This is a genomic window from Pseudomonas sp. Ag1 (assembly GCF_000278565.1).
GTDB lineage: Bacteria > Pseudomonadota > Gammaproteobacteria > Pseudomonadales > Pseudomonadaceae > Aquipseudomonas.
On the sequence record NZ_AKVH01000088.1, the window covers coordinates 11,818 to 38,035 of the forward strand.

Consider the following 26,218-nt stretch of genomic DNA (forward strand, 5'->3'; position numbering starts at 1 on the left):
AATCAGGAGAACACTCATGGGGTTAGTGCAGTTTGAATTGAACAACGGCGAACGCCGAGTGGGCGTGGTCGACGGCGATCAGGTACGCGAGGTGCGGGCCGCCCGCACGGTACGCGACCTGGCACTCGCCGCCATCGAGGCTGGCGTCACCCTGCAACAGCACATAGACCACCTCGGCCTGGCCGAGAGCCACGACTACGCCAGACTGCTGGCCGCGCAGAAGATCTTGCCACCGCTGGATCACCCGGACCCGGCCCACACGCTGGTCAGCGGTACCGGCCTGACCCACCTGGGCAGTGCGTCGGCGCGGGACAAGATGCACCAGAACGCCAGTGACGAAAGCGCGATGACCGACAGCATGCGCATCTTCAAATGGGGCGTGGAGGGCGGCAAACCGGCTGCTGGCCAGGCCGGTGTGCAGCCGGAATGGTTCTACAAGGGCGACGGCAGCATCGTGGTGCGTCCGGGCCAGCCATTCCCGTGGCCGGCGTTTGCCGAAGACGCCGGCGAAGAGCCGGAAATCGCCGGGCTGTATGTGATTGGTCACGACGGCAAGCCGTATCGCCTGGGCTACGCGGTGGGCAACGAGTTTTCCGACCACGTGATGGAGCGCAAGAATTACCTGTACCTGGCCCACTCCAAGCTGCGCAGTTGCAGCTACGGTCCCGAGTTGCGCCTGGGTGAACTGCCCCGGCACCTGGCGGGCACCAGCCGTATCGTGCGCAATGGCGAGGTGTTGTGGCAGCACGAATTCCTCAGTGGCGAAGCCAACATGTGCCACAGCCTCGAAAACCTTGAATACCACCATTTCAAATACACCCAGTTCCTGCGCCCAGGTGACGTGCATATCCATTTCTTCGGCACCGCCACCTTGTCGTTTGCCGACGGCATTCGTACCCAGCTAGGCGATGTGTTCGAAATCAGCCAGGCCGAATTCGGCGCGCCATTGATCAACGGCATTGCCGTGGCCAACAGCGGCGTGGCACCTGGCGGCATAGGCACCCTTTGAAGGAGACAGGCATGACCCGGATTTGTGGCCACAACTACATCGGCGGCCAGCGCAGCGCTGCCGGCAGCATCACCCTGCAGAGCATCGACGCCACCAGTGGCGAGGCATTGCCCTTTGATTTCTACCAGGCCACCGCGCAGGAGGTCGACGCCGCGGCCAACGCCGCCGCTCAGGCTTACCCGGCTTATCGCAGCCTGAGCGCGCAGCATCGTGCGTCGTTCCTGGAGGCGATAGCCGATGAACTGGACGCCCTGGGCGATGACTTTGTCGCCCTGGTCTGCCGCGAAACGGCATTGCCCGCCGGGCGTATCCAGGGTGAGCGCGGTCGTACCAGCGGCCAGATGCGGTTGTTCGCCAAGGTACTGCGGCGCGGTGATTTCTACGGCGCGCGGATCGACCAGGCGCTGCCGGATCGTCAGCCCTTGCCGCGCCCGGATCTGCGCCAATACCGCATCGGCCTGGGACCGGTCGCGGTGTTTGGGGCGAGCAATTTCCCCCTGGCCTTTTCCACTGCCGGTGGCGACACCGCCGCCGCGCTGGCGGCCGGTTGCCCGGTGGTGTTCAAGGCCCACAGCGGCCACATGGCCACCGCCGAGCGGGTCGCCGATGCGATCATGCGGGCGGCCGAGCGCACAGGTATGCCCGGCGGCGTGTTCAACATGATCTTCGGCGGCGGTGTGGGGGAAGCGCTGGTCAAGCACCCGGCGATCCAGGCCGTGGGTTTCACCGGCTCGCTCAAAGGCGGCCGGGCGTTGTGCGATATGGCGGCGGCACGCCCGCAACCGATCCCGGTGTTCGCCGAGATGTCCAGCATCAACCCGGTGATCGTCTTGCCCCAGGCCCTGCAAACCCGGGCAGACACCATCGCCCGCGACCTGGTCGCCTCGGTGGTGCAGGGGTGCGGCCAGTTCTGCACGAACCCGGGGCTGGTGATCGGGATTGCCTCGCCAGCGTTCACAGGCTTCACCCAACAGGTCGCCCAACTGATCGGCGGCCAGCCCGCGCAAACCATGCTCAATGCCGGCACCTTGAACAGCTACGGCAAAGGCCTGCACACGCTGCTGGCCCATCCTCGCATCGAGCACCTGGCGGGCCAGACGCAAACCGGCAATCAGGCGCAGCCACAGCTGTTCAAAGCGGACGCCAGCCTGCTGATCAACGGCGATGAAGTGCTGCAGGAGGAAGTGTTCGGCCCCACCACGGTGTTCGTGGAAGTCGCCGACCAGGCCCAACTCGCTGCGGCGTTGCACGGCCTGCACGGCCAATTGACCGCGACGATCATCGGCGAGCCGGCGGATTTCACCCAGTTCGGCGAGTTGACGCCGCTGCTGGAGCAAAAGGTTGGCCGCATCCTGCTCAACGGCTACCCCACGGGCGTCGAGGTGTGTGACGCGATGGTCCATGGCGGGCCGTATCCGGCGACTTCGGATGCCCGTGGCACTTCCGTGGGCACCCTGGCGATCGAGCGTTTCCTGCGACCTGTGTGCTTTCAGAATTACCCTGATAGCCTGCTCCCCGACGCGCTGAAGAATGCCAACCCGTTGCGCATTCAGCGTCTGGTAGATGGGCAGCCGTCGCGCGACGCGCTGTAACCGGTACCACCTGAAAACAACAAGAAAGCAGGAGGTTTCATGTCGTGGACCGCAGTCACACCGCACCGGGCTCGGCTGGGCGAAGGGCCGTTCTGGGATGTACCGGGCCAGGCCTTGTATTGGGTGGACATCATCGGCCAGCAGGCCTTGCGCCTGCAGGGCGGGCAATTGCACACCTGGCAATTGCCTGAGCCGGTCTCGGCGTTTATTCCGTGCGCCAGCGGCGATGCACTGGTGACCCTGAGCAGCGGCGTGTATCGCCTCGACCTCGATTCGACGCCGAGCGATCCACGCCTGACCTTGCTTTGCGTCGCCGATCCGCAACCGGGCAACCGTGCCAACGAAGCCCGCTGCGACGCCCAGGGCCGGCTGTGGCTGGGCACCATGCAGAACAACATCGGCGAGCACGGTGAAGACTTGCCGGTGCTGCGACGTTCCGGCGGCCTGTTCCGGGTCGATACCGACGGGCAGGTCACGCCGTTGCTGCAAGGCCTGGGGATTCCCAACACCTTGCTGTGGAACGACACCGCCACCCACGTGCATTTCGGCGACAGCCTGGACGGCACGCTCTATCGATACCCGATGACTGAACAGGGCCAGCTCGCACCTGCGCAAGTCTGGTTCGGGCCTCACTCCCGGGGTGGCCCGGACGGCTCCGCCATGGACGCCGAAGGCTATATCTGGAACGCCCGCTGGGACGGCAGCTGCCTGCTGCGGCTGACGCCGGACGGTGAAGTTGACCGGGTCATCGAATTGCCGGTCAGCCGTCCCACCAGTTGCGTGTTCGCAGGCCCCGACCTCAAGACCTTGTACATCACCAGTGCCGCCAGCCCGCTGGATCACCCGCTGGACGGTGCGGTGCTGGCCATTGAGGTCGATGTGCCGGGGAAAATCTGCCACCGCTTTGCAGGATAACCAACAGGCTGTTTAACGCACTCAAAAACAACAACAAGGAGTCACCCTATGAATCGTCGTCGTGGTATCCGTTCCCTGTGCTGCGCCGCTGTGGCGGTGTCCGCCGTCGGCCTGAGCAGCCTGTTGCTGGCGGCCGAGCCGGTGAAGATCGGCTTTCTGGTCAAGCAGGCGGAAGAGCCCTGGTTCCAGACCGAATGGGCCTTCGCCGAAAAGGCCGGCAAGGACAAGGGCTTCGAGGTGATCAAGATCGCCGTGCCCGACGGCGAGAAAACCCTCTCGGCCATCGACAGCCTGGCGGCCAACGGTGCCAAGGGTTTTGTGATTTGCCCGCCGGACGTGTCCCTCGGCCCGGCGATCATGGCCAAGGCCAAAGCCAACGGCTTGAAAGTGATCGCCGTGGATGACCGTTTTGTGGACGCCAAGGGCAACTTCATGGAAGACGTGCCTTACCTGGGCATGGCCGCGTTTGAAGTGGGCGAGAAGCAGGGCAGTGCCATGGCCACTGAAGCGAAAAAACGTGGCTGGGATTGGAAGGACACCTATGCGGTGATCAACACCTACAACGAACTCGATACCGGTAAAAAGCGCACTGATGGCTCGGTCAAATCCCTGAAGGCCGCGGGCATTCCGGATGATCACATCCTGTACGCAGCCCTCAAGACCCTCGACGTCCCCGGCAGCATGGACGCCACCAACTCGGCGCTGGTCAAGCTGCCCGGCGGCGCGAAAAACCTGATCATCGGCGGCATGAATGACAACACCGTGCTTGGCGGCGTGCGCGCCACCGAAAGCGCCGGGTTTGCGGCGGCGAATGTCATCGGCATCGGCATCAACGGCACCGATGCCATTGGCGAATTGAAGAAAGCCAACAGCGGCTTCTTCGGCTCGATGCTGCCCAGCCCGCACATCGAGGGCTACAACACCGCGAGCATGATGTTCGAGTGGGTCACTACGGGTAAGGAGCCGCCGAAGTACACGGCCATGGATGAGGTGACGCTGATCACCCGCGAGAACTTCAAGCAGGAGCTGGAAAAGATCGGTTTGTGGAACTGATGGCCGCTGACGTTTCCCGGCAGCCCTGCTAACGCCGGTACTGTGGGAGCTGTCGAGCTTCAGCGAGGCTGCGATAGCGGTGGGTCAGGCACCTTGGATATTGATAGTGCCGACGTCATCGCAGCCTCGCCAAAGCTCGACAGCTCCCACAGGTTTAGTCAGCAGAGAATTTCAGCACGGTATTCTGCGTGTAGGTCTGGCCAGGATCGAGACGGGTAGAGGGGAAGCTCGGCTGGTTGGGGCCGTCGGGAAAATGCTGGGTTTCCAGGGTGAACGCACTCCAGTGGGCGTAAGGCTTGCCACCCTTGCCCTTGATCGTCCCGTCGAGGAAGTTGCCGGTATAGAACTGCACGCCAGGCTCGCTGGTATACAGCTGCAAGCGGCGACCGGACTGCGGGTCACGAACGTCGGCGGCCAGTTTGCCGATATCACCCTTGGCATCCAGCACCCAGTTGAAGTCAAAGCCACCTTGTTTAGGTTCGGCGAATTTCAGCTGGGGATGATCGTCCTTGATGTGCTGGCCGATGGCAGTGGGCTTGAGAAAGTCCATCGGCGTACCGGCGACCGGGGCCAGTTCGCCGATGGGAATCAGGGTGCTGTTGACCGGGGTGTAATGGCTGGCATGCAGGGTGGCGACTTGCTTGAGCACATCACCGCTGCCGGCGCCGGCGAGGTTGAAGTAACTGTGGTTGGTGAGGTTGAGCACCGTGGGTTTGTCGGTGGTGGCCTTGTAGTCGATGTGCAGTTCGTTCTTGTCGTTGAGGCTATAGGTGACATCGACTTTCAGGTTGCCGGGGAAACCCATCTCGCCGTCCTTGGACAGGTAGCTCAGGGTCACGCCCACCGAATCGTCCTGCTTGACCGGCTGGGCTTTCCACACATGCTTGTCGAAACCTTGCGGGCCGCCGTGCAGCGAGTTCGGCCCGTCGTTGAGGGGCACTTGATAGCGTTTGCCGTCCAGTTCAAAGCTGCCCTTGTCCAGGCGGTTGCCAAAACGGCCGATGGTCGCGCCGAAGAACGCAGTACCGGCCTGGTAGCCCTGGACGTCATCGAAGCCCAGCACCACGTCGGCGAACTGGCCGTGTTTGTCGGGTACTTTCAGCGACTGCAAGACCGCGCCATAGGTGATGACCGTGGCTTGTACGCCATGACTGTTACGCAATACATACTGCTCGACGGCGGTGCCGTCATTGGTTTTGCCGAAGGGTTTGTGTTCGCTGGACAAGCCAGCCGCCTGAGCGCCCAGGCTGGCCACCGCCAGGGAGAGGCCAAGGCCGGTAAGCAGGAATCGGGATTGCCGCATGACTGAGCTACCTTTATTGTTGTTAATTAAATAGTTCTACTATTTATTCGGCTGCAGGGCTGATTTATAGCCAATATCGCAAAACATGCAATATAAAATAAGACTAAATACAGCGGAGTGACTGCCCCATGAACACTGAAAAACAGCCCGGCGCGCAGGCGATGTACCCGGACCTGCGGGATAAAACCGTGCTGATCTCCGGCGGTGCTTCCGGGATAGGCGAGGCCATGGTGCGTGCCTTCGCACGCCAGGGGGCCAAGGTAGCCTTCGTGGACCGGGCGCAAGGGCAGGGCGACCGATTGGCGGCGATATTGTCGGCCGAGGGCCATGCCGTCGAATTCGCCCATTGCGATATCACCGACGAGATCGCGTACAAGGCCGCGATAGCGTGCCTGGCGCAGAGCCTTGGACCGATCGACGTGCTGGTGAACAATGCCGCCAACGACGTTCGGCACACCCTGGATGAAATCGACTCGGAGCGGTTCGACCAACTGATTTCGGTCAACCTGAAGCACGGGTTTTTCGCGGCCCGGGCCGTGGTGCCGATGATGAAGGCCGCAGGCGGCGGGTCGATCATCAACCTGGGTTCCATCGGCTGGATGATGGCTTCCAGCGGCTACCCGGTATACGCCGCCAGCAAAGCCGCCGCCCACGGCATGACCCGGGCCCTGGCGCGGGAGCTTGGGCCCAGCCGTATCAGGGTCAATACGCTGGTGCCGGGCTGGGTGATGACCGAGAAACAACTGGCGATGTGGGTGGATGACGCGGCCCGGGAATTGATCGCCCGCAGCCAGTGCCTGCCGGGCAGTGTGGAGCCGGAACATATCGCCAATATGGCGCTGTTCCTGGCCTCTGATGTATCGGCGATGTGTACCGCACAGAACTTCATTGTGGACGGCGGCTGGGTCTAGGCCGGGGAAGGGTCGCCATCCCGGATGCAACGAATCGCCGCCCGGGGCCTCATACAGTAACGAACGGTGGTTCATATGCAGCCACCGCAACCGACTACTTCATGGGTGCAGGTGATTGATTTATGACGGACGCCGATAAGAAACATGTGGCCTGGCTGGTGGAACAATCGATGCTGCATGCCGCCAAGCAGCGCGCCAGGCTTTATTCGGGGCAAGGCCGGTTGTGGCAACAGCCATATGCCCATACACGGCCCCGTGATGCTTCAGCCCTGGCATCGGTGTGGTTCACGGCCTATCCGGCGTCCATCGTCACCCGCGAGAACGGCAGCGTACTGGAGGCCCTGGGCGATGAAACCTTGTGGCACGCGCTGTCAAAAATCGGCATCCAGGGCATTCACAACGGTCCATTGAAACGCTCGGGCGGTCTTTCCGGCACCGAGCACACCCCCACCATTGACGGCAATTTTGACCGCATCAGCTTCGACATCGACCCGCAACTGGGCACCGAAGCCCAGCTTCAGGCGCTGGCTCGCATGGCCGCCGCGCACAACGCAGTGATCATCGACGATGTGATCCCGTCCCACACCGGCAAGGGCGCGGACTTCCGCCTGGCCGAGATGGCCTACGAAGACTATCCCGGGCTCTACCACATGGTGGAGATCCGCGAAGAAGACTGGCCGCTGCTGCCCGACATCAGCGAGGGCCGCGATGCGCAGAACCTCAGCCCGCAGCAGGTCGACGTGCTCAGGGACAAGCACTACATCGTCGGCCAGTTGCAACGGGTGATCTTCTTCGAACCCGGGGTCAAGGAAACCGACTGGAGCGCGACCGATGTGGTCATCGGCGTGGACGGCAAGCCCCGCCGCTGGGTGTACCTGCATTACTTCAAGGAAGGGCAGCCGTCGCTGAACTGGCTGGACCCGACCTTCGCCGCGCAGCAGATGATCATCGGCGACGCCCTGCACGCCATCGACGTGATGGGGGCGAAGATCCTGCGCCTTGACGCCAACGGTTTCCTTGGCGTGGAACGAAAACTGGAAGGTAACGCCTGGTCTGAAAGCCATCCGCTGTCCATCACCGGCAACCAGATCCTGGGCGGCGCAATTCGCAAGGCGGGCGGTTTCAGCTTCCAGGAACTGAACCTGACGGTGGACGACATCGCCGCCATGTCCCACGGCGGCGCAGACCTGTCCTACGACTTCATCACGCGCCCGGCTTACCAGCACGCGTTATTGATGGGCGACACCGAATTCCTGCGCCTGATGCTGCGGGAGATGCACACCCTGGGCATCGACCCCGGCTCGCTGATCCACGCCTTGCAGAACCATGACGAGCTGACCCTGGAACTGGTGCACTTCTGGACGTTGCACGCCCATGACACCTACCTCTATCAGGGGCAGACCTTTCCCGGCGGCATCCTGCGCGAGCATATCCGTGAGCAGATGTACGAACGCCTGGCTGGCGAACACGCGCCGTATAACCTGAAGTTCGTGACCAACGGCGTGTCCTGCACCACCGCCAGCATCATTACGGCGGCGCTGGGCATTCGCGACCTTGAGGCGATTACCCCGGCGGATATCCAGCAGATCCGCCAGATTCACCTGCTGCTGGTGATGTACAACGCGATGCAACCGGGGGTGTTTGCACTGTCCGGCTGGGACCTGGTGGGCGCATTGCCGTTGCCGGCGCAGGAGGTGGCCCACTTGATGCTGGATGGCGACACACGCTGGATCCATCGCGGCGCCTATGACCTGGTGGACCTGAATCCGGATGCGGAGCAATCCGCCGGGCAGATGCCGCGCCCGAAAACCTTGTATGGCAGCCTGATCAGCCAGTTGGCCGACCCGGATTCATTTGCCTCGCAACTGCAAAGAATCCTCGCGGTGCGCCGAGCCTACGACATCGCCGCCAGCCGCCAGATCCTGGTGCCGGATGTGCAGCACCCGGGGCTGTTGATCATGGTGCACGAGCTGCCGGCGGGCAAAGGTACCCAGATCACGGCGCTGAACTTCGGCTCGACGCCGATTACTGAAACCCTGCACCTGCCCGATATTGCGCCCGGGCCGGTGGTGGACATCATCAATGAGCGGGTGGAGGGCGACCTGACACCCGAGGGTGATTTCACCATCACCTTGGATGCGTATGAAGGCTTGGCGCTGCGGGTAGTGATCTGACCCACTGATCCACTGCAGGAGCGAGCCAGCTCGCTCCTACACGGGGACCGGCTGTTCCGCCTCCTGATGGTGCGTGGAGCCAATGAACATATACATCGCCGGCACCATGAACAGCGTCAGCACGGTACCGATCGACAACCCGGCGAAGATCACCAGGCCCATGTCATGCCGTCCCGCAGCCCCGGCACCGGAGGCCCACACCAGCGGCACCACGCCCAGCACCATGGCGGCGGTGGTCATCAGGATCGGCCGCAAACGCACGCCGGCCGCTTCTTCTATGGCCTCACGCTTGCTGTGACCGGCGCGCTGCAACTCGTTGGCAAACTGCACGATCAGGATCCCGTGCTTGGTGATCAACCCCAGCAACGTCACCAGGCCCACCTGGGTGTACACGTTGATCGAGGCAAACCCCATGGTGATAAACGCCAGCGCGCCGAAGAGTGCAGGGGGCACCGAGAACAGGATCACCACCGGGTCGCGGAAACTCTCGAACTGAAACGCCAGGGCCAGGTACACGATCAGGATCGAAAACATCAGCAGGCCGAAGAACCCGCCGGATTCCTGCATGAACTGGCGTGATTCGCCGGAGAAGTCCGAGGTGTAACCCGACGGCGCAATATTGGTCAGAATGGTGTTCAATTTCGCCAGCAGTTCGCCCTGGGCCACGCCGCTGACGCCCGACAGGGTCGCCGAGTTGAGTTGCTGGAAGTGGTTGATGGATTCCGGCTGGGTCGAGGTTTCGATATGCGCCACGGTCCGCGCCTGGATCATGCTGCCGGACGGCGTGCGAATGTAGTAATCGAGAATCTGGTCCGGGTTGAGGCGATCAACCTGCAACACCTGGGGAATGACTTTGTACGAGCGCCCGGCAGTGGAGAAGTAGTTCACGTAGTTGCCGCCCAGTGCCGCGGACAGCGCCGCACCGACGTCGGCCTGGGTCATGCCCAGTGCGGCGATTTTTTCCCGGTCCACCACCAGCTTGGCTTGTGGCTTGTCGAGTTTCAGGTCCATGTCGGAGAAATAGAACAGCTGTTGTTTCTGCGCCTCGGCCACCACGGCCTGAGCGACTTCGTTGAGGTTTTCCACCGAGTCGGTGGTGGTGATCACGAACTGCACCGGCAAGCCCTGGGCGCCCGGCAGCGATGGCAGCGGGAAGGCCGCAATGGTGGCGCCCGGCACCTGGTTCCATTTCTGCTGGAGTTCCAATATCAGTTGGGCCTGGGAGCGCGAGCGGTCGCCCCAGTTTTTCAGCAGCACACCGCCCAGGCCCTGGTTGAGGATAGGCAACCCGGTCAGCTGGAACATCTGCGCGTATTCCGGCTCTTTGTTGGCGATCTGGAAGGCCTGGTCGGCGATGCGCTCCATCTGCTGCGGCGAGGCGGTGGGCGGGCCCTTGATCTGCATGAACACCAGCCCCTGGTCCTCGGTGGGCGACAGTTCGCTTTTGGCGGTCATGCCGCTGGCGGCCACCAACAGGAACAGCACAAAACCAAACGTCACCAGCACTGGCCATACGTTCAGGCCGCCCGAGAGTACGCGGTGGTAACGGCCCCGCAACCAGTCGAAGTACTGATCGAGCTTGCGGGCAAACCGGCCTTCTTCCTGCCCGGACTTGAACAGCCGGGACGTCATCATCGGCGAAAGCGTCAACGCCACCACGGCCGACACAGTCACGGCACCCGCCAGTGAGAAGCAGAACTCCTTGAACAGCGCACCGGTAAGGCCGCTGCGCAGCCCGATGGGCACGTAGGCGGCGATCAGCACCACGGTCATCGCGATGATCGGCCCACCCAGTTCCCGGGCGGCAACCAGCGCAGCTTCCAGCACGCCTTTGCCTTCCTCCTTGATATGCCGGTCGACGTTTTCCACCACGATAATCGCGTCATCCACCACCAGGCCGATCGCCAATACCAGGGCGAGCAGGGTCAGCAGGTTAATCGAGTACCCCAGCAGGTACATGATGAAGAAGGTCCCGACCAGCGACAGCGGGATCGCCACCAGCGGCACGATCACCGCGCGGAACGAGCCGAGGAACAGGTAGATCACCACCGATACAATGATCATTGCCTCGACCAGGGTCTTCACCACCTCATAGATCGAGGTGTTGATGAACTCCGTGGAGTCATACACGATCTCGCCGCGTACCCCGGTGGGCAACTGGGATTGCAGCTCGGGGAAGGCCTCGCGCACGCTGTCGGCCACCGTCAGGATATTGGCAGTCGGCGCCGTCTTGATGCCGATGAACACCGAGCGCTTGCCGGAAAACGCCACGCTGCTGTCGTAGCTTTCGGCGCCGAGGGTAACGGTGGCCACGTCCTCCAGGTACACCAGGGCATCGCCTTTCTGCTTGACCACCAGCCGCTTGAATTCATCCACCGTGTGCAAGTCGGTCCCGGCCGTCAGGTCGACTGTCACCGTTTGCCCGCGGGTGGAACCGACCGCAGACAGGTAGTTGTTGTTGGCCAGGGCAGTGGACACGTCCTGGGCGGTCACGTTATGCGCCGCCAGTTTGTTCGGGTCCATCCAGGCGCGCAGGGCGAACTGGCGCCCGCCGAGGATTTCTGCGGTTTGCACCCCCTGGATCGAGTCCAGCTTGGGCTTGACCACCCGCACCAGGTAATCGGTGATGTTGTTGGTGGGCAGGGTGTCGCTGTAGAAACCCAGGTACATGGCGTCTGTGGTCTGCCCGACCGCCACCGTCAGCACCGGTTCCTGGGACTGCGCCGGCAGTTGGTTCTTGACCGAGTTGACCTGGGTGTTGATCTCGGTGAGGGCCTTGCTCGCGTCGTAATTCAGCCGCAGCGTGGCGGTAATCGTCGAGACACCGGTGATGCTCGTTGATGACAGGTAGTCGATGCCCTGGGCCTGGGCGATGGCCGACTCAAGCGGCTGGGTGATAAAGCCGGCAACGGTGGAGGCGTCCGCGCCGTAGTAGGCGGTGGTGATGGTGACCACGGTATTTTCGGTGCGTGGCCATTGGTTCACCGGCAATTCGAAGATCGAGCGCAGCCCCAGGATCAGGATGAACAGCGAGACGACAATCGCCCAGACCGGCCGCTGGATAAAGGTATCGGTAAGCTTCATGGGACACCTTTAGTGTTCTTGGGGAGTCGGCGCAGGATCGTTCAGCGGCGCGGCGCTGTTATCGACCTTCACCGGCGAGCCATTCTTGAGCTTCATCTGGCCGCTGGTGATCAGCAGGTCGCCTTCCTTCACGCCCGACAGGATCGCCACCTGATCGCCCCGGGTCGGTCCGGTCTTGATAAAGGTCTGTTGCGCGGTGAGGACTTCCTCACCCTTGTCGTTCTTGCTCGATGTGGCAATGAATACCGTGGTGCCGTAAGGGTTGTAGGTCACCGATGTCTGCGGAACGGTGAGGTAGCGCTGCGTCGCACCGGAGTTGACCACGGCGCGGGCAAACATCCCGGGCACCAGGTTCTGTTTGGGGTTGTCGACGGTGGCTTCCACGGTGACATTGCGCGTGGTGGCGTCGAACTGGGTGTCGATGGTGCTGATCTTGCCGGTGAAGGTTTGATTCGACAGGCCGTCGGCCGTTACCGAAACCCCTTGGCCGATGGCGATGGCCTCCATTTGAGTCTGGGGCACCGTGAAGTCGATGTAGATCGGATCGAAGGTTTGCAGCGTGGCGATCTTGTCGCCGGGGTTGAGGTATTGGCCAGGGTTGACGCTGGTGATGCCGATGCGCCCGGCAAAGGGTGCGCGGATGGTTTTTTTCGCCACCAGCGCGCGCTGTTGTTCGGCGGCGGCGAGCTTGGCTTTGAGGTCGGCGGTGTCAGTGTCCACTTGTGCCTGGGAGATGGCGTTAACCGCCAGTTGCGCCTTGTCACGCTTGAGGACGATCACCGCCAGGTCAGCCGTGGCCTCAAGGGAATGCAGTTGCGCGATGTCCGAGTCGGCATTCAGCTGGACGAGCAGCGCCTGGGCCGCCACTTCTTGCCCGGGCGTGAAGCCGATGGTGCGCACGATGCCGCCCACTTCAGTGGTCACATCCACCCCCCTGACCGCTTTCATTGAGCCCACGGCGCTGACATTCGGTTGCCAGTCGCTGAACGGCACCTTCATGGCCGTGACCACGGAGGCGGGCAGGGGCATTTTCGACTGGGCGATCAGCGCCGAAATCTGCACGAACTTCACCCCGGCAATGATCGCCACAATCACCAGCACCACCACGATCATGATGATCATCGGCCGCCACAGTCGGCGCTTGCGCGGTGCGCCGGGCTCGGTGGGCAGGGGAGAGGCGGTTATGACGTCAGCCATGGATGTTCTCGCTGTTTCAAGAGTTCAGTTCAGTTGAACCGTGCCGAATCGGCAGGCGCTGCCTCGTTCCTGGCCGGCATGATCTCGTTCCACGACGGCAGGCCGAACCGATCAGGCCGGCCCTTGGTGGCAGGGTCCACATCGGCACGGTTCCACCATCCGCCACCCAATGCCTGGAAGAGCGCGGTGGTGTCGCTGTAGCGGGAGGCCTGCGCCCTGACCCGGGCCAGCACGGTGTTCTGGTAGGTTTGCTGGGCCGTGAGCAGGTTGATGTACGCCACGGCACCGAGTTTGAACTGCGCCTGCACCAGGTCCAGGTTGGCTTGGGCAGAGCGCTCGGCCACCACCTGCTGGTTGAGCGCATCGGCATCCGCCTCCAGCGCCCGCAGTGCGTTGGCCACGTCCTGGAACGCGCCGATCACCGTGCCACGGTAGCGGGCTGCCGACTCGTCATAGGCGGCCACGGCAGCGCGTTTGCGATGTTCGAGTGCGCCGGCATCGAAGATCGGTTGGGTGATCGACCCGGCAAGGCTCCAGACCCCACTGCCCGCCGAAAACAATTTGGTCCCGCTGGCCACCGTGGAGCCCACCGACCCGGTAATGCTGAACTGGGGCAACTGATTGGCGACGGCCACGCCGATATTGGCACTGGCCTGATGCAGTTGCGCCTGCGCGGAACGCACATCGGGCCGCTGGCCAACGATGGCCGAAGGCAGGCTGAGCGGCAGTTCTTCGGGCAGGTGCAGGGAGGCGAGGTTGAAGCGCTCGTCCCGGTCCTGGTTGGGAAACCGGCCGAGGTAGGCCATCAACTGGTTGCGGGTCTGGGCGAACTGCTTTTGCAGGGGCGGCAAGGTGGCACGGGTTTGCGCCAGCGCGGTCTGCTGTGTGAGCACGTCGGAGTCGCCGATAGCACCCAGCCGGCGCTGCGCCTGCAGGACGTCGAGCTGATCACTCTGTAGCCGAATGATGGTTTCGGTGGCGGCGATCTGGTCGCGTATAGAGGCCAGGCTGACTGCGGTGTTCACCACATTGGAGGTCAAGGTGAGGTAGGTCGCCTCCAACTGGAAGCGCTCGTACTCGGCCTGGGCCGAGGTGGATTCAATTTGCCGGCGCGTGCCGCCGAATACATCCGGGGCATAGGACACGCTCAGCGACGCCGAGCTCACCGTGAGAATCGGCGACTCCGGCAGGCCCGAGGTGACGCCCGATACTTTCTCGCGGGCCTTCTGCACGTTGCCGCTCACCGAGGGAAACAGCGACGCCTGGTCGGCATAGACCAGCTCGTTGGCCTGGCGCAATGCCGCCTGCGCGGCGGTGACATCCGGGTTGGCGCGCAAGGCTTCCTCCACCAGCGCGTTCAGTTCCGGTGAGCGGAACAGCGTCCACCATTGCCCGGGAATATCCATCCCGGCGATCAGCCGCTGCGCCGCACCGCCGGTGTCGATATCGGCCTTGGCGGTGGAGGTGAGTTTTTCTCGTGAATAATCGGCGTTAGCCGGCACCTCAGGGCGCGCGAAATCGGGCCCGACGGTGCAGCCGGTGAGGGCGATGCACAGCAGGCTCAACGGAGCCAGAAGGTGGGGTGGTCGAAAAATGGCGCGGCTGTGCGCCACTGGTTGCCGTGCCGATGCAAGCTGCCGAGGCTGCTCTTTCATATTTACTCTGATTAATCAGTTGGTTAACTGCTTTATTTGTTGAGCAATGAGTGCGCGGGCATCGGGCCATACGGCTGAAAAAATGGCGCGAGAGTCGCCGAATTCAAATCAGTGTAGGTGGTGCAGGCGGGTACGCAATGTCCGTGCGCGCCGATCACCCACAAAAATGCATTTAACGCATTAATATCGAATTAGGTTATGCGTTATAAGTATTTTACATGCGGCCGTCAGCCCCTCATCGTAGCCCTCCCTACGAACACTGCCGAGACCGCACGCGCGGATCGACTTTCAATGCTTGAGAAGGCATCTGGAGACGAACGTGCGTTACCTGACAAAACTGGCGGCCGGGTTGGCCGCCACGCTGCTGTGCCTGACCGCGAACGCGCAAACGCTGGTGGTCGGAGACCAAAGCTACAACGCCCAGGCCGTGATGGAAGCGGCGGGGGTGCTGGATGATCTGCCCTATACCCTTGAATGGAAGCAATTCACCGCCGGGTCTCCCGTGGCGGAAGCCCTCAATACCAACAGCCTCGACATCGGCCTGCTCGGCGATGCGCCCGTGCTGTTCCTCGGTGCACTCGGCGCACCGATCAAGGTGATTGCCATCAGCCGGCAAAACCTCGAGGGCGTGGCCATCCTGGTGAAAAAGGATTCCTCGATCCACAGCCTTGCGGACCTCAAAGGCAAGCGCGCCGCCATCTGGAAAGGCTCCTGGAGCCAGCAACTGCTGCTGACCGCACTGGATAAGGCCGGCGTGCCGAAAGACGCCCTGGAGTTGCGCTACCTCAGTGCACTGGATGCTTCCCACGCACTGGAAGGCGGTTCGGTCGACGTCATCGCCACCTGGGAACCCTACGTCACCCAACAGGAACGCCAGGGCGCACGGGTATTGGCGACCGCAGACGGGCTGATCCCGGCCCAGAGTTTCGTCGCCGCCAGCACCAGGGCCGTCGATAACAAGCGTGCGCAAATCAGCGATTTTCTCCAACGCCTGAAGAAAGCCCGTGACTGGACACGCCAAAGCCCAGCCAACGCCGACGCGTATGCAGATGCCTGGGCCAAACGCACCCGCGCAGATGCCGACATTGCCCGCGCCTGGTTTGCCCGGGCACGCACGACGGTCGAACCGGTGACAGCCCAGTCGCCTGTAGAAGCACAAAAGACCGTGGACTTTTTCGCAAGCCAGGGACTGGTCAAGTCTTACCCGGCAGCCAAGCTGTTCGACGACTCCTTCGCGGCGTCCTTGCAACCAGCCGTCGCCAGAACCCAGCCCTGAACGTTTCCAGGAATACCTTGGACATGACTAAAAGACAGCTCAAACTCGGTGCCCTGACCATGGGCTGCGGCGGGCCCGGCCGCCACAATCTATGGCTCGACCCGCAATTGCCGGCCGATGCCAGCGTCAACGTCGACTGGTACATCGACATTGCACGCCAGGCCGAGGCGGCATTGTTCGACTTGATGTTCATCGTCGACAGCCAATTCATCACACCGGGTTCGCCATCCCACTACCTGAACCGGCTGGAGCCGCTGACGCTGTTATCGGCACTTGCCGTAAGCACCCGGCACCTGGGCCTGGTCGGTACGCTGACGACCTCTTACAACTCGCCCTATAACGTCGCGCGGCGCCTGGCCTCACTCGACCTGATCAGCAAAGGCCGCGCCGGCTGGAACGTGGTCACCAGCGGCGACGCCGGTACCGCCGGCAACTACAGCCGCGACGAACATTATGACTACGACACCCGCTATGGCCGGGCGGCCGAACACGTCCAGGTCGTGCAGGGCCTGTGGAACTCCTATGAGGAAGATGCCTTCGTGCGTGACCGCGCCACCGGCCGGTTTCTCGACCCCGCCAAACTCCACAGCCTGAATCACAAGGGCGAGCACTTTTCCGTGGTCGGGCCGCTGAATATCCAGCGCTCACCCCAGGGCCAACCGGTGATCTTCCAGGCTGGCGATTCGGAACAAGGCCGCGACCTCGGTGCGGCCACGGCCGATGTGATCTTTACCCATGCGGCCAGCATCGAGCAGGGCCAGGCTTTTTATCGGGATATCAAGGGCAGGGCGCTGCAACATGGCCGTGACCCGAAGCAATTGCTGGTGATGCCCGGCGCCGAGATTTATGTAGGCGATACCGATGAACAGGCGCGTGAAATCGAGCGGCACTACCATCAGGCCGACCACAGTTTCGAGCTGGCGCTGAAGGAGTTCGGACGCAATTTCGGCTGGCATGATTTCAGCCAGTACGACCTTGATGCGCCGTTCCCGCAGGAGAGCCTGGAGGCGGCACGCAGCAGCTTTTTTACCGCGGCCAAACGCATTGCCGATCAGGCACGGGAGAAAGGTTTTACATTGCGCCAGGCGGTGGAGTTTGGGCGGCAACTGCGCCCGGGAGCGTTTGTCGGATCGGCGGATACCGTCGCTCGGAAAATGGCTGACTGGCTTGAAGCCCGCGCGGTGGATGGTTTCAATATCTACATCGGCCATCCGGAGCAGTTCAAGCGCTTCACGCACGAGGTCATCCCGTTGTTGCAGGAGCGCGGCGTGTATCGCACGGCTTATGAAGGTACGACCTTGCGGGAAAGCCTGGGATTGAAGATTCCACGGTTTGCGCGCAACGGCGGCGGTTGACTCAAAACAACTGTCCAGATGAATAAATTGGTGGGCCGGGGATTTTTTTAGACATACTGAGGGCTCAAGCCACTCATTTGTCCCGAGACTTTCCTGATGCCATCCCATCCTGCACAAGGGCCTTTCAATCAGGACGACCGGTATCGACTGCTCGTCGACGCAGTGGTCGACTATGCCATCTATATGCTTGATACGAACGGCTTGATTCGCAGTTGGAACTCCGGGGCGAGAAAGATCAAGCAGTACGAACAGAGTGAAGTGCTGGGCAGGCATTTTTCGCTGTTCTACACCCCGGAAGACCTGGCCTCGGACTTGCCGGGCCGGGCACTCAAGAGCGCCGAGCAGTCAGGGCGCTTCGAGGGCGAAGGTTGGCGCATCCGCAAGGATGGGACTCGTCTCTGGGCACTGGTGATCATCGACCCGATACGCGCCGACGACGGCACGTTGATTGGCTTCGCCAAGGTCACACGGGACCTGACCGAGCGTAAGGCCGCGGAGCAGGCGCTGCGCCAGAGCGAGCAGCAATTCAGCCTGCTGGTGCAAGGCGTCACCGACTACGCGCTGTATATGCTGGACCCCAACGGCGTGATCACCACCTGGAACGCCGGCGCCCAGCGCATCAAGGGTTATCAGCCGGCAGAAGTCATCGGCAGGCATTACTCCATGTTCTTCCAGCGTGAGGACGTAGACCACAACGTCCCGCAGCGCGCCCTTGAAACGGTGGTCAGGGAAGGTCGTTACGAAGGGCAGGGCTGGCGCCTGCGCAAGGACGGCACGGGATTCCTCGCCCATGTGGTTATCGACCCGATCAAGAATGAACTGGGTGAGCTGGTGGGGTTTGCGAAGATCACCCGGGACGTTACCGAAAGCGTCCAGGCTCAACAGGAGATCAAGGAAACCCGAGAGGCGTTATTCCAATCCCAGAAAATGGAGTCCCTGGGCCAGCTCACCGGCGGCATCGCCCATGACTTCAACAACCTCCTGATGGTGATTCTGGGGAGTCTTGAACTCGCCAAGAAGCGTGTCCCGCAGGACTCGAGAACCTGCGCCTTACTGAATAATGCCATCGCGGGCGCCCAGCGGGGCGCAACGCTGACTCAGCGCATGCTGGCCTTTGCCCGTCGCCAGGAGCTTGACCCTCAGCCTGTGGATGTGGGCGATCTGATCCGCAACATGTCAGACCTGCTGTCCCGCATGTTGGGCGCAGGCATCAACGTCGACACACAGTTCCCCTTGATCCTGCGGCCGGTATTGGTCGACATGAGCCAACTGGAAATGGCCGTCATGAACCTGGTGATCAACGCCCGGGACGCAATGGAAGGTCGGGGCAGGATCCTGATTTCAGCGCGGGAGGATGCGTTTCCCGGCGGGACGAATGACTCGCAAAGGCTGATTTGCATCTCTGTCATCGACACCGGCCCCGGGATGAATGACGCGACCTTGCAACGGGCCATGGAGCCGTTCTTCACCACCAAGGGAGCGGGAAAAGGCACCGGGCTTGGGCTTTCGATGGTGCATGGCCTGGCGGCACAGTCACAGGGCCACTTTGTGCTGAAGAGCCGGGTAGGAGAGGGCACAACCGCAGAGCTCTGGTTACCGGTGGCGGTGACCGACACCACACAGTCTGCGGCGCTGGCATCAACTGCAGATACACCCGATGCAGCCCATCAGCAATGCCTCGAGATTCTGCTGGTAGATGACGACCCGCTGGTGCTGATCAGCACCGGGGCGATGCTTGAAGACCTGGGCCATCATGTTGTGTCGGCAGGAGACGGGCATGCTGCGTTGGCGTTCCTGGCGCAAGGCGCGTGCTTTGACCTGGTCGTGACAGACATGGCAATGCCGGACATGACCGGGATCGAGCTTGCCGGCAACATCGAGTCGTTGTATCCCAACCTTCCCATCATTCTTTCCTCAGGCTTTGCGGAAATCTCCCTGGACCTCAAGACCACATTGACGCGCTTACCCAAGCCATTCGATCAATCTGCACTGGCCAGGGTGATCGCCGAAACCATGCGCAGCCGGATCGACAAGCCGTGTTGAGCCAGGCGGCTGGCCGTCCGTTGTTTGTTTCCATGGATGGCCCCAAGGGTACTGGCAAAACCACATTGCTGGAGGCCGTAACAAAAGCACTGAGGGCTGACAACAGAATGGTGATCCGGCTTTGCGAGAGAAAAAGCGATCCCTTCAGAAGTGAAACAATGACCCTCGTTAACAGACTCGCCAGGCATCCCGGCCTGGATCTGGAGTGGGAGGTTTGTGAACGCTTCGCTGATAGCCGTGCGTGGATTTCCCGGCACGTGCTGGCTAGACAGCCACCAGGCAGCATCGTCCTGATCGACCGCTGGTACCCGTCTGATGCCGCGTTTCGCCGGGAAGTCCCGCTGGCAGAAATCCTGCAGTTGAACATTGATCGAAACGTGCAAGTGCCGGACCTGCATATCGGGGTCGTCACTGCCCCTGATATTTCATGGGCACGGGCCGCGGCACGCCGGCGTGGGCTGAGCAGTACCGTGATCCACACGCTGGCAGAACATGTCGCCTGTACCCGGGCGTTCGAGCGAGCGGTTGCGGATCACGGCTGGGTGTTATGCCGGAATGAAGGAACCATCGAGGGCGCGACACGGCAGGTGGTTGCTGAAATTTATAACGTCCTTGAGTCCTTCCAGTGTGATTGACCCGAGCCCTGTTCAGGCACTTGCCCCGTTGAACATGCTGACCAGGCTATAGGGTGCATCGTCACCAAACAGCAACTCATGCAGTTCATTCCCCTCGGCAGCCATTTGCGCGCTGCGCGGGAACATGGCCTGTTCGTATTCGCCCAGGGCGGTTTCGACGTCATCAGGGTATGAGGCGATGGCTTTGCCGAGTTCGGCACCATCGTACATGGCCAGGTTCGCGCCTTCGCCATTCGGGGCCGCAAGGTGTGCGGCATCACCGATCAGCGTTACGCCCGGCACTCGCTCCCAGCGGTGCTCAACCGGCAGCATAAAGAGCGGGCGCCATACCAGTTCGGTGTCGCTGTCGGTGATCAATGCCGTGAGGGCAGGGGACCAGCCAGCGAATTCCTGCGCGATCCGTACCGCCGCCGTTGCCGTGTCGGTGAAATCGATGGCGGCAAACCAGCCTTGGGATTCGGTGAGCACTACGTAGGTGTGCAGCGTGGCGCCCGTCTCACGGTGCGCCTGGATCCCTTTTCCCGGTTGAAGTGCGAACATCGCACCGCCACCTACCGCCCTGGAGGTGGCCGGGTGCCGGGCGTCGCTGTCATACAGGTAGGTTTCGATCAACGAGCGGCCCATGTACTCGGGGGCAGCGTCGCTGAGCAGCGGCCGGACCTTTGACCAGGCTCCGTCCGCGCCAACCAGCAGGTGGGTGGCAACGCAAGTGCCGTCGGCGAAGGTCACTTCGTGGCGACCCTCGCCGAGGGCGCGCACGCTCTTGACCTTGTGGCCCCAACGCACAGTACCGGCGGGCAGTGAATCGAGGAGCATCTTGCGCAGTTCGCCACGCATGACCTCGGGACGGCCGCCTGTGCCGTCGTCGGGTTGATCCAACAGAGTGGCACCCTGCCAATCAAGCACCCGAGTCGCCTCGCGACCTTTCAGGATAAGCGCGCGGAACTCGTCCGTCAGGCCCGCTGCCTGCAAGGCCAGTTGGCCGTTGTAGTCGTGGATATCAAGCATCCCGCCTTGGGCGCGTGCGGTTGCCGACGGCTCTGCTTCATAGACGGTGGCGGCAATACCGTGGACGTACAGCACGCGGGCCAGGATGAGACCGCCCAGGCCAGCACCGATGATTGTGACGGGGGTGTGCATAGGGTACCTGTTGAATGTGAGAAATCTTCCGGACTGTTTTTACGCTATTTTGTGGAAAAAATGGCCTGGTTCAAGGGGTTTACTTTCCGCAGGCGATTGAATATAAAGTTTGCTTCGGCGCACAACAGTTGTCGCGCCCCATGATGTTGACAGGAGGAAGCTATGTCACCGTTAAACGTGATGAAGTTCTAAACGATCAAACCGTCACCCCCTCGCTTGAAAACCTCGAAACACGCTGGTCTCAGCATTGGCAGCTCGAAGGCACGTATGCCTTTGACCACAGCGCCCAACGCGACGCTGTATTCTCCATCGACACGCCGCCACCGACAGCCTCAGGTTCGTTGCACGTTGGCCATGTCTTCAGCTACACCCACACCGATATCATCGCCCGGTTCCAGCGGATGCGCGGCAAGGCTGTGTTCTACCCCATGGGTTGGGACGACAATGGCTTGCCGACCGAACGCAGGGTCGAGAATTTCTACGGCGTACGTTGCGACTCGTTGGCCGCTTACCAGCCTGGCTTCAAACCCTCCGAGTCAATTCCATTAAAACGGGCTGACTTTGCAGTCATCAGTCGGCGCAACTTTATCGAGTTGTGCCATGAGCTGACGGCCATCGATGAGCAAGCGTTCCGTGCACTGTTCGTGCAACTGGGCTTGTCCGTTGATTGGAGTCTTTCATACGCCACCATTGATGAACGCTCCCAACGAGCCAGTCAGCGCGCGTTACTGCGTAACTACCAGCGTGGCGAACTGTATAGCCAGGAGGCTCCGTGCCTCTGGGATGTGACGTTCCAGACGGCCGTAGCCCAGGCAGAGCTTGAGGAGCGCGAGGTTGCGGGTGCGTATCACGAACTCGGCTTCGACGCGGCTGATGGTGCCGAACTGAAGATTGCTACGACTCGACCTGAGTTGCTGATGGCATGCGTGGCGCTGGTGGCTCACCCGGACGACGCTCGTTATCAGGCGAGGTTCGGGCAGACCGTGCGTGCGCCGATTTTTGACCTGGACGTTCCGCTGCTGGCCCACCCTTTGGGTGACCCCGGCAAGGGCACCGGGTTGGCGATGGTCTGCACCTTTGGCGATCTAACCGATGTGATTTGGTGGCGGGAGTTGCAGCTGCCCACACGGTCAGTCCTGGGAAAGGACGGGCGCCTGTTACTTGAGACGCCCTCCTGGTTGACGACTCCGCGCAGCCAACAGGCCTACGCAGGCCTGGCCGGCCGTACCCTGTCCCAGGTTCGTACGCAGCTCGTTTCGATGTTGCGTGACTGCGGCGCCATGCGAGATGAACCACGACCGATTAACCACGCGGTAAAGTTCTTCGAGAAAGGCGACCGGCCTTTGGAAATTCTCGCGACGCGGCAATGGTACTTGCGCAATGGCGGACGCGACGCGAACCTGAGGGACGTGTTGCTCGACGCTGGCCAGGCGTTGGACTGGCATCCGCCGCACATGCTCAGGCGTTACGAGCATTGGGTAGGGGGGTTGAATGGAGACTGGCTAATCAGTCGCCAACGTACGTTCGGCGTGCCGATTCCGTTCTGGTATCGCCTGGACGCGCAAGGCGAAGCCGAGCATGGCGCTCCGATTATCGCCAGTGAGGCAAGCCTGCCTGTTGATCCGGGCCTGGATACACCGCCTGGGTATCGACCCGAGCAGCGTGGTCAACCCAACGGGTTTATCGGTGAACAAGACATCATGGACACCTGGGCCACCAGTTCCCTGACGCCTCAGATTGCCGGCGGCTGGGGAGAAGACGATGGGTTGTTTGCCAAAATATACCCGATGGACCTCAGGCCCCAAGGTCACGACATAATCCGAACCTGGCTGTTCTCGACACTGGTACGCAGCCATTTTGAACACGGTTGCGCGCCATGGCGCAACGTAGCGCTTTCCGGGTGGATCCTTGATCCTGATCGCAAGAAAATGTCCAAGTCCAAGGGGAATGTGGTCACCCCTCAAGCCTTGCTCGACCAGTATGGAAGTGACGGCGTGCGCTATTGGGCTGCCTCGGCGCGGCTCGGCAGTGACACAGCCTTTGAAGAGCAGCAGATGAAAATCGGCCGCCGCCTGGCCGTCAAGCTGTTCAATCTTTCGAGGTTGGTTCAAGGCTTTGCGAAGGATGACACCGGGGATATCGACCAACCGCTGGATCAAGCCATGCTTGAACGCTTGGGTGGCGTAGTCCAGGACGCTACCGTCGCGCTGGAGGCCTATGACTACAGTGGGGCGTTGTCGCGTATCGAAGGATTCTTCTGGTGGTTTTGCGATGACTACGTCGAATTGGTCAAGCGTCGTGCCTATCGACCCGACGGCTACTCGGCGCGTAATGCATTGGCACATGCGCTGAGCGTGCAGCAGCGACTGTTTGCGCCATTTCTGCCCTTTGTGTGTGAGGAGGTCTGGCAATCCTGGAATTGCGGCTCAGTGCACAAGGCGCCCTGGCCGCAAGGGGGCGCTTGCCCTGACGCGGCTGTTGAACAGTTATTGATGAGCCTGAGCAGCGTGCTGTCTGCGATTCGCAAAGCAAAGTCTGATGCCAGCCAGTCCATGAAGGCTCCGGTAGCACGTGTTGAGTTGGTCGACAGCGCCGCGCAGCTTGAACTGATAAAAGGCGTCAGCCAAGACCTGATAGAGGCGGGGCAGGTCGAGGCCTTGGTGTTTATAGAGGGCGCGGAGCGGCAGGTCGATGTCTGGCTGACGTAACGTGGAGTGGTGCCGACCGCCTCAGTGACACCCACTGGGGCGGGCCGGACCACGCATCAGCCTGCGTCAATCGAGCCACATCGGAACAATTGAGCGTATGAGCAGAAGCGAATAGGAATAGGCAAGCCTCATAGATGATCCGGCATAGGTCGCCAGCGGTGGCTTGGCTACCATTAGCACTCAGTAACCGAGAGGAATTTCCATGAGCACTCGCAAAACCCTGTTCATCACCGGCATCAGCAGCGGCTTTGGCAAGGCCCTCGCGACCGAGGCACTGGCTGCAGGCCACCGTGTCATTGGTACCGTTCGCAACGAAGCCGCGCTGCAAACGTTCGAGGCATTATCAGCGGAGCGTGCTCATGGCGTGATCCTGGATGTCACCGACTTTGAGCGGATCGACAGCGTCGTTGCCGAGATCGAGACCCGCTACGGCCCGGTGGATGTCCTGGTGAACAACGCAGGTTACGGCCATGAGGGCATTTTCGAAGAGTCGCCGCTGCAAGAAATGCGTCGTCAGTTCGACGTCAACGTGTTCGGCGCCGTTGCCGTGACCAAGGCGTTTGTGCCGTACTTCCGCCAGCGCCGCAGCGGGCACATCATCAACATCACGTCCATGGGCGGCACCATCACGATGCCGGGTATCGCCTACTACTGCGCCAGCAAGTTCGCGCTGGAAGGCATCTCCGACACCCTGAGCAAAGAACTCAAGCCATTCAACATTTTTGTCACCGCCGTGGCGCCAGGCTCATTTCGCACCGATTGGGCCGGCCGCTCGATGCAGCGTACGCCCCGCAGCATCGCCGACTACGATGCCAGCTTTGATCCGGTACGCCAGGCGCGCGAAGCGAAAAGCGGCCACCAGTTGGGGGACCCGCAAAAAGCTGCGCAAGCCATGCTGCAGTTGATCGCCAGCGACAACCCACCGGCCCACCTGCTGCTCGGCAGCGATGCCATAGGCTTTGTGCGCGAAAAGCTGACGCAATCCCTGCGTGACATCGACCAATGGGAAGCACTGACACGCTCTACGGATGGTCACGCTTCGTGAAACCGCAAGAGGGGCCTATGAATCATTTTGCCGCGCGAACCCGGCGCATGGTCCAACTGATGGAGCAGTTGGCCCCCGTGGAGGGCTACAACCTGAGCGCACTGGAAGACATACGCTTCCTGCGCTCCAATCGCCCGCTGACCCGCACGCCAGTGCTCTACGAGCCTGGCATCGTCATCCTGTGCCAGGGGCGCAAGCTCGGCTATCTGGGCGATGAGGTCTACCTTTACGACGCCCAGCACTACCTGGTGGTGTCTGTGCCAGTGCCTTTCACCATGGAAACCGACGCCAGCGAAGAGGAACCGATGCTGGCGGTATACATGCGCCTGGATTTCAAACTCGCTGGCGAACTGATCCTGGAAATTGACGAAAAATCCGGTCCGACCCACGAACGTCCCAAAGGCATGTATTCCTCGCCGATGGACGAGATGTTGCGCGAGTCCACACTGCGCTTTCTCGAAGCGATGAGCCATCCGGTCGACGGGCCGATCCTCGGCCCGTCGCTGGTGCGCGAGATTTACTACCGGATCATCGCAGGTGAACAAGGAGGGTCCATGCGGGCGGCCCTTGGCAAGCAAGGCCATTTCGCAAAGGTGACCCGCGCCATTCGCAAGATACACAGCTGTTACCAGGAGCGGCTGGACGTCGAGTGCCTGGCCCAGGAGGCGAGTATGAGCGTACCCAGCTTTCATCTGCACTTTCGAACAGTCACCGACTCCTCACCCATGCAGTACCTGAAATCGACTCGTCTGCACCAGGCAAGGTTGTTGATGCTCCGCAACGACATGTCGGCCTCATCTGCGGCTTTTAACGTGGGCTATGAAAGCGCATCGCAGTTCAGCCGAGAGTTCAAGCGCTACTTCGGCCGCACACCCCATGCTGAAGTCGAATGGATGAAAGCAACCTATTCGCTGCCAGCGCCGGCGCAGCCTTCTGTCTATGTGTCTTCGCACTGACCTGAAAGCCAGGGCGCTGCCCCGTATCTGATTTTTCTGCATATGCCAATTTGACAGGCTATTGTTATTTTTTATTCTTTCCTAACCTATGCTCCCCTCATGCAAAGTCCGCCTCCAGCGATGGCTTTCCATTGCTCATCAACCGCCAGGCTGAATGGCCTTTATTC

General features: G+C 61.5%; 18 protein-coding genes. 13 read left to right on the forward strand and 5 right to left on the reverse strand.

Annotated elements, in window-relative coordinates; translation table 11 throughout:
- The first annotated feature begins 16 nt into the window (after nucleotides 1-16).
- The 4 genes from araD1 to A462_RS22420 are packed head-to-tail and all read left to right on the forward strand — an operon-like array spanning nucleotide 17 to nucleotide 4,569.
- Nucleotides 17-1,009, forward strand: a complete 993-nt coding sequence (gene araD1 / locus A462_RS22435; RefSeq protein WP_008433342.1) for an AraD1 family protein — start codon at nucleotides 17-19, stop codon at nucleotides 1,007-1,009.
- Between the two features lie 11 nt (nucleotides 1,010-1,020).
- The gene (locus A462_RS22430) at nucleotides 1,021-2,601 is read left to right on the forward strand and encodes an aldehyde dehydrogenase (NADP(+)) (RefSeq protein WP_008433344.1); all 1,581 of its coding nucleotides are present in this window, start codon (nucleotides 1,021-1,023) and stop codon (nucleotides 2,599-2,601) included.
- Nucleotides 2,602-2,640: 39 nt separating this feature from the next.
- Nucleotides 2,641-3,516 carry an SMP-30/gluconolactonase/LRE family protein gene (locus A462_RS22425; protein WP_008433346.1) on the forward strand — a complete coding sequence of 292 codons (876 nt, stop codon included), beginning with the start codon at nucleotides 2,641-2,643 and terminating at the stop codon, nucleotides 3,514-3,516.
- 48 nt (nucleotides 3,517-3,564) lie between these two features.
- Entirely contained in the window at nucleotides 3,565-4,569 is a 1,005-nt protein-coding gene (locus tag A462_RS22420) for a substrate-binding domain-containing protein (protein WP_003217769.1), read from the forward strand.
- Between the two features lie 154 nt (nucleotides 4,570-4,723).
- Here A462_RS22420 and A462_RS22415 read toward each other — a convergent pair whose 3' ends face one another.
- On the reverse strand, nucleotides 4,724-5,872 hold the full coding sequence (locus A462_RS22415) for an aldose epimerase family protein (protein WP_008433348.1): 1,149 nt from the start codon (nucleotides 5,870-5,872) through the stop codon (nucleotides 4,724-4,726).
- Nucleotides 5,873-6,000: 128 nt separating this feature from the next.
- On the opposite strand from A462_RS22415, the gene A462_RS22410 reads away from it, so the two are divergent.
- Nucleotides 6,001-6,783: an SDR family NAD(P)-dependent oxidoreductase gene (locus A462_RS22410; protein WP_003217767.1), complete on the forward strand. Its 783-nt coding sequence runs from the start codon at nucleotides 6,001-6,003 to the stop codon at nucleotides 6,781-6,783.
- A gap of 122 nt (nucleotides 6,784-6,905) precedes the next feature.
- Nucleotides 6,906-8,957 (forward strand): maltose alpha-D-glucosyltransferase, encoded by a 2,052-nt coding sequence (gene treS / locus A462_RS22405; protein WP_008433350.1) that lies wholly within the window; start codon nucleotides 6,906-6,908, stop codon nucleotides 8,955-8,957.
- A gap of 36 nt (nucleotides 8,958-8,993) precedes the next feature.
- Here the strand turns inward: treS and A462_RS22400 are convergent, their stop codons facing one another.
- The 3 genes from A462_RS22400 to A462_RS22390 form a co-directional block, all read right to left on the reverse strand.
- The gene (locus A462_RS22400; RefSeq protein ID WP_008433352.1) at nucleotides 8,994-12,041 is read right to left on the reverse strand and encodes an efflux RND transporter permease subunit; all 3,048 of its coding nucleotides are present in this window, start codon (nucleotides 12,039-12,041) and stop codon (nucleotides 8,994-8,996) included.
- 9 nt (nucleotides 12,042-12,050) lie between these two features.
- Nucleotides 12,051-13,163 (reverse strand): efflux RND transporter periplasmic adaptor subunit, encoded by a 1,113-nt coding sequence (locus A462_RS22395; protein ID WP_008433355.1) that lies wholly within the window; start codon nucleotides 13,161-13,163, stop codon nucleotides 12,051-12,053.
- A 104-nt stretch (nucleotides 13,164-13,267) separates the two neighbouring features.
- Nucleotides 13,268-14,893: an efflux transporter outer membrane subunit gene (locus A462_RS22390; protein WP_008433357.1), complete on the reverse strand. Its 1,626-nt coding sequence runs from the start codon at nucleotides 14,891-14,893 to the stop codon at nucleotides 13,268-13,270.
- Between the two features lie 319 nt (nucleotides 14,894-15,212).
- On the opposite strand from A462_RS22390, the gene A462_RS22385 reads away from it, so the two are divergent.
- The 4 genes from A462_RS22385 to A462_RS22370 all read left to right on the forward strand — a co-directional run bounded on the left by A462_RS22385 (nucleotide 15,213) and on the right by A462_RS22370 (nucleotide 20,202).
- Nucleotides 15,213-16,169, forward strand: a complete 957-nt coding sequence (locus A462_RS22385; RefSeq protein ID WP_008433361.1) for an ABC transporter substrate-binding protein — start codon at nucleotides 15,213-15,215, stop codon at nucleotides 16,167-16,169.
- Between the two features lie 23 nt (nucleotides 16,170-16,192).
- Nucleotides 16,193-17,524 carry an LLM class flavin-dependent oxidoreductase gene (locus A462_RS22380; protein ID WP_008433363.1) on the forward strand — a complete coding sequence of 444 codons (1,332 nt, stop codon included), beginning with the start codon at nucleotides 16,193-16,195 and terminating at the stop codon, nucleotides 17,522-17,524.
- A 96-nt stretch (nucleotides 17,525-17,620) separates the two neighbouring features.
- Nucleotides 17,621-19,567 (forward strand): hybrid sensor histidine kinase/response regulator, encoded by a 1,947-nt coding sequence (locus tag A462_RS22375; RefSeq protein ID WP_008433365.1) that lies wholly within the window; start codon nucleotides 17,621-17,623, stop codon nucleotides 19,565-19,567.
- A gap of 32 nt (nucleotides 19,568-19,599) precedes the next feature.
- Nucleotides 19,600-20,202, forward strand: a complete 603-nt coding sequence (locus A462_RS22370) for a dTMP kinase (RefSeq protein WP_032899136.1) — start codon at nucleotides 19,600-19,602, stop codon at nucleotides 20,200-20,202.
- Nucleotides 20,203-20,214: 12 nt separating this feature from the next.
- Here A462_RS22370 and A462_RS22365 read toward each other — a convergent pair whose 3' ends face one another.
- Complete coding sequence (locus A462_RS22365; RefSeq protein ID WP_008433369.1) at nucleotides 20,215-21,342, reverse strand: FAD-dependent oxidoreductase; 1,128 nt, start codon at nucleotides 21,340-21,342, stop codon at nucleotides 20,215-20,217.
- Between the two features lie 140 nt (nucleotides 21,343-21,482).
- On the opposite strand from A462_RS22365, the gene valS reads away from it, so the two are divergent.
- From valS to A462_RS22350, 3 genes are all read left to right on the forward strand, one after another.
- On the forward strand, nucleotides 21,483-24,050 hold the full coding sequence (gene valS / locus A462_RS22360) for a valine--tRNA ligase (RefSeq protein ID WP_008433371.1): 2,568 nt from the start codon (nucleotides 21,483-21,485) through the stop codon (nucleotides 24,048-24,050).
- A 202-nt stretch (nucleotides 24,051-24,252) separates the two neighbouring features.
- Nucleotides 24,253-25,095 carry an oxidoreductase gene (locus A462_RS22355; protein WP_008433373.1) on the forward strand — a complete coding sequence of 281 codons (843 nt, stop codon included), beginning with the start codon at nucleotides 24,253-24,255 and terminating at the stop codon, nucleotides 25,093-25,095.
- Between the two features lie 17 nt (nucleotides 25,096-25,112).
- A complete protein-coding gene (locus tag A462_RS22350; protein ID WP_008433375.1) occupies nucleotides 25,113-26,051 on the forward strand; it encodes an AraC family transcriptional regulator in 939 nt (312 codons plus the stop codon).
- Nucleotides 26,052-26,218 lie beyond the last annotated feature (167 nt).

What these genes read in the sequence shown, in the direction of transcription:
- araD1 (WP_008433342.1), top strand. Translation starts at nt 17, where the DNA reads ATGGGGTTAGTGCAGTTTGAATTGAACAACGGCGAACGCCGAGTGGGC.
- A462_RS22430 (WP_008433344.1), top strand. Translation starts at nt 1,021, where the DNA reads ATGACCCGGATTTGTGGCCACAACTACATCGGCGGCCAGCGCAGCGCT.
- A462_RS22425 (WP_008433346.1), top strand. Translation starts at nt 2,641, where the DNA reads ATGTCGTGGACCGCAGTCACACCGCACCGGGCTCGGCTGGGCGAAGGG.
- A462_RS22420 (WP_003217769.1), top strand. Translation starts at nt 3,565, where the DNA reads ATGAATCGTCGTCGTGGTATCCGTTCCCTGTGCTGCGCCGCTGTGGCG.
- A462_RS22415 (WP_008433348.1), bottom strand. Translation starts at nt 5,872, where the DNA reads ATGCGGCAATCCCGATTCCTGCTTACCGGCCTTGGCCTCTCCCTGGCG.
- A462_RS22410 (WP_003217767.1), top strand. Translation starts at nt 6,001, where the DNA reads ATGAACACTGAAAAACAGCCCGGCGCGCAGGCGATGTACCCGGACCTG.
- treS (WP_008433350.1), top strand. Translation starts at nt 6,906, where the DNA reads ATGACGGACGCCGATAAGAAACATGTGGCCTGGCTGGTGGAACAATCG.
- A462_RS22400 (WP_008433352.1), bottom strand. Translation starts at nt 12,041, where the DNA reads ATGAAGCTTACCGATACCTTTATCCAGCGGCCGGTCTGGGCGATTGTC.
- A462_RS22395 (WP_008433355.1), bottom strand. Translation starts at nt 13,163, where the DNA reads ATGATCATCATGATCGTGGTGGTGCTGGTGATTGTGGCGATCATTGCC.
- A462_RS22390 (WP_008433357.1), bottom strand. Translation starts at nt 14,893, where the DNA reads ATGAAAGAGCAGCCTCGGCAGCTTGCATCGGCACGGCAACCAGTGGCG.
- A462_RS22380 (WP_008433363.1), top strand. Translation starts at nt 16,193, where the DNA reads ATGACTAAAAGACAGCTCAAACTCGGTGCCCTGACCATGGGCTGCGGC.
- A462_RS22375 (WP_008433365.1), top strand. Translation starts at nt 17,621, where the DNA reads ATGCCATCCCATCCTGCACAAGGGCCTTTCAATCAGGACGACCGGTAT.
- A462_RS22370 (WP_032899136.1), top strand. Translation starts at nt 19,600, where the DNA reads ATGGATGGCCCCAAGGGTACTGGCAAAACCACATTGCTGGAGGCCGTA.
- A462_RS22365 (WP_008433369.1), bottom strand. Translation starts at nt 21,342, where the DNA reads ATGCACACCCCCGTCACAATCATCGGTGCTGGCCTGGGCGGTCTCATC.
- valS (WP_008433371.1), top strand. Translation starts at nt 21,483, where the DNA reads ATGATGTTGACAGGAGGAAGCTATGTCACCGTTAAACGTGATGAAGTT.
- A462_RS22355 (WP_008433373.1), top strand. Translation starts at nt 24,253, where the DNA reads ATGAGCACTCGCAAAACCCTGTTCATCACCGGCATCAGCAGCGGCTTT.
- A462_RS22350 (WP_008433375.1), top strand. Translation starts at nt 25,113, where the DNA reads ATGAATCATTTTGCCGCGCGAACCCGGCGCATGGTCCAACTGATGGAG.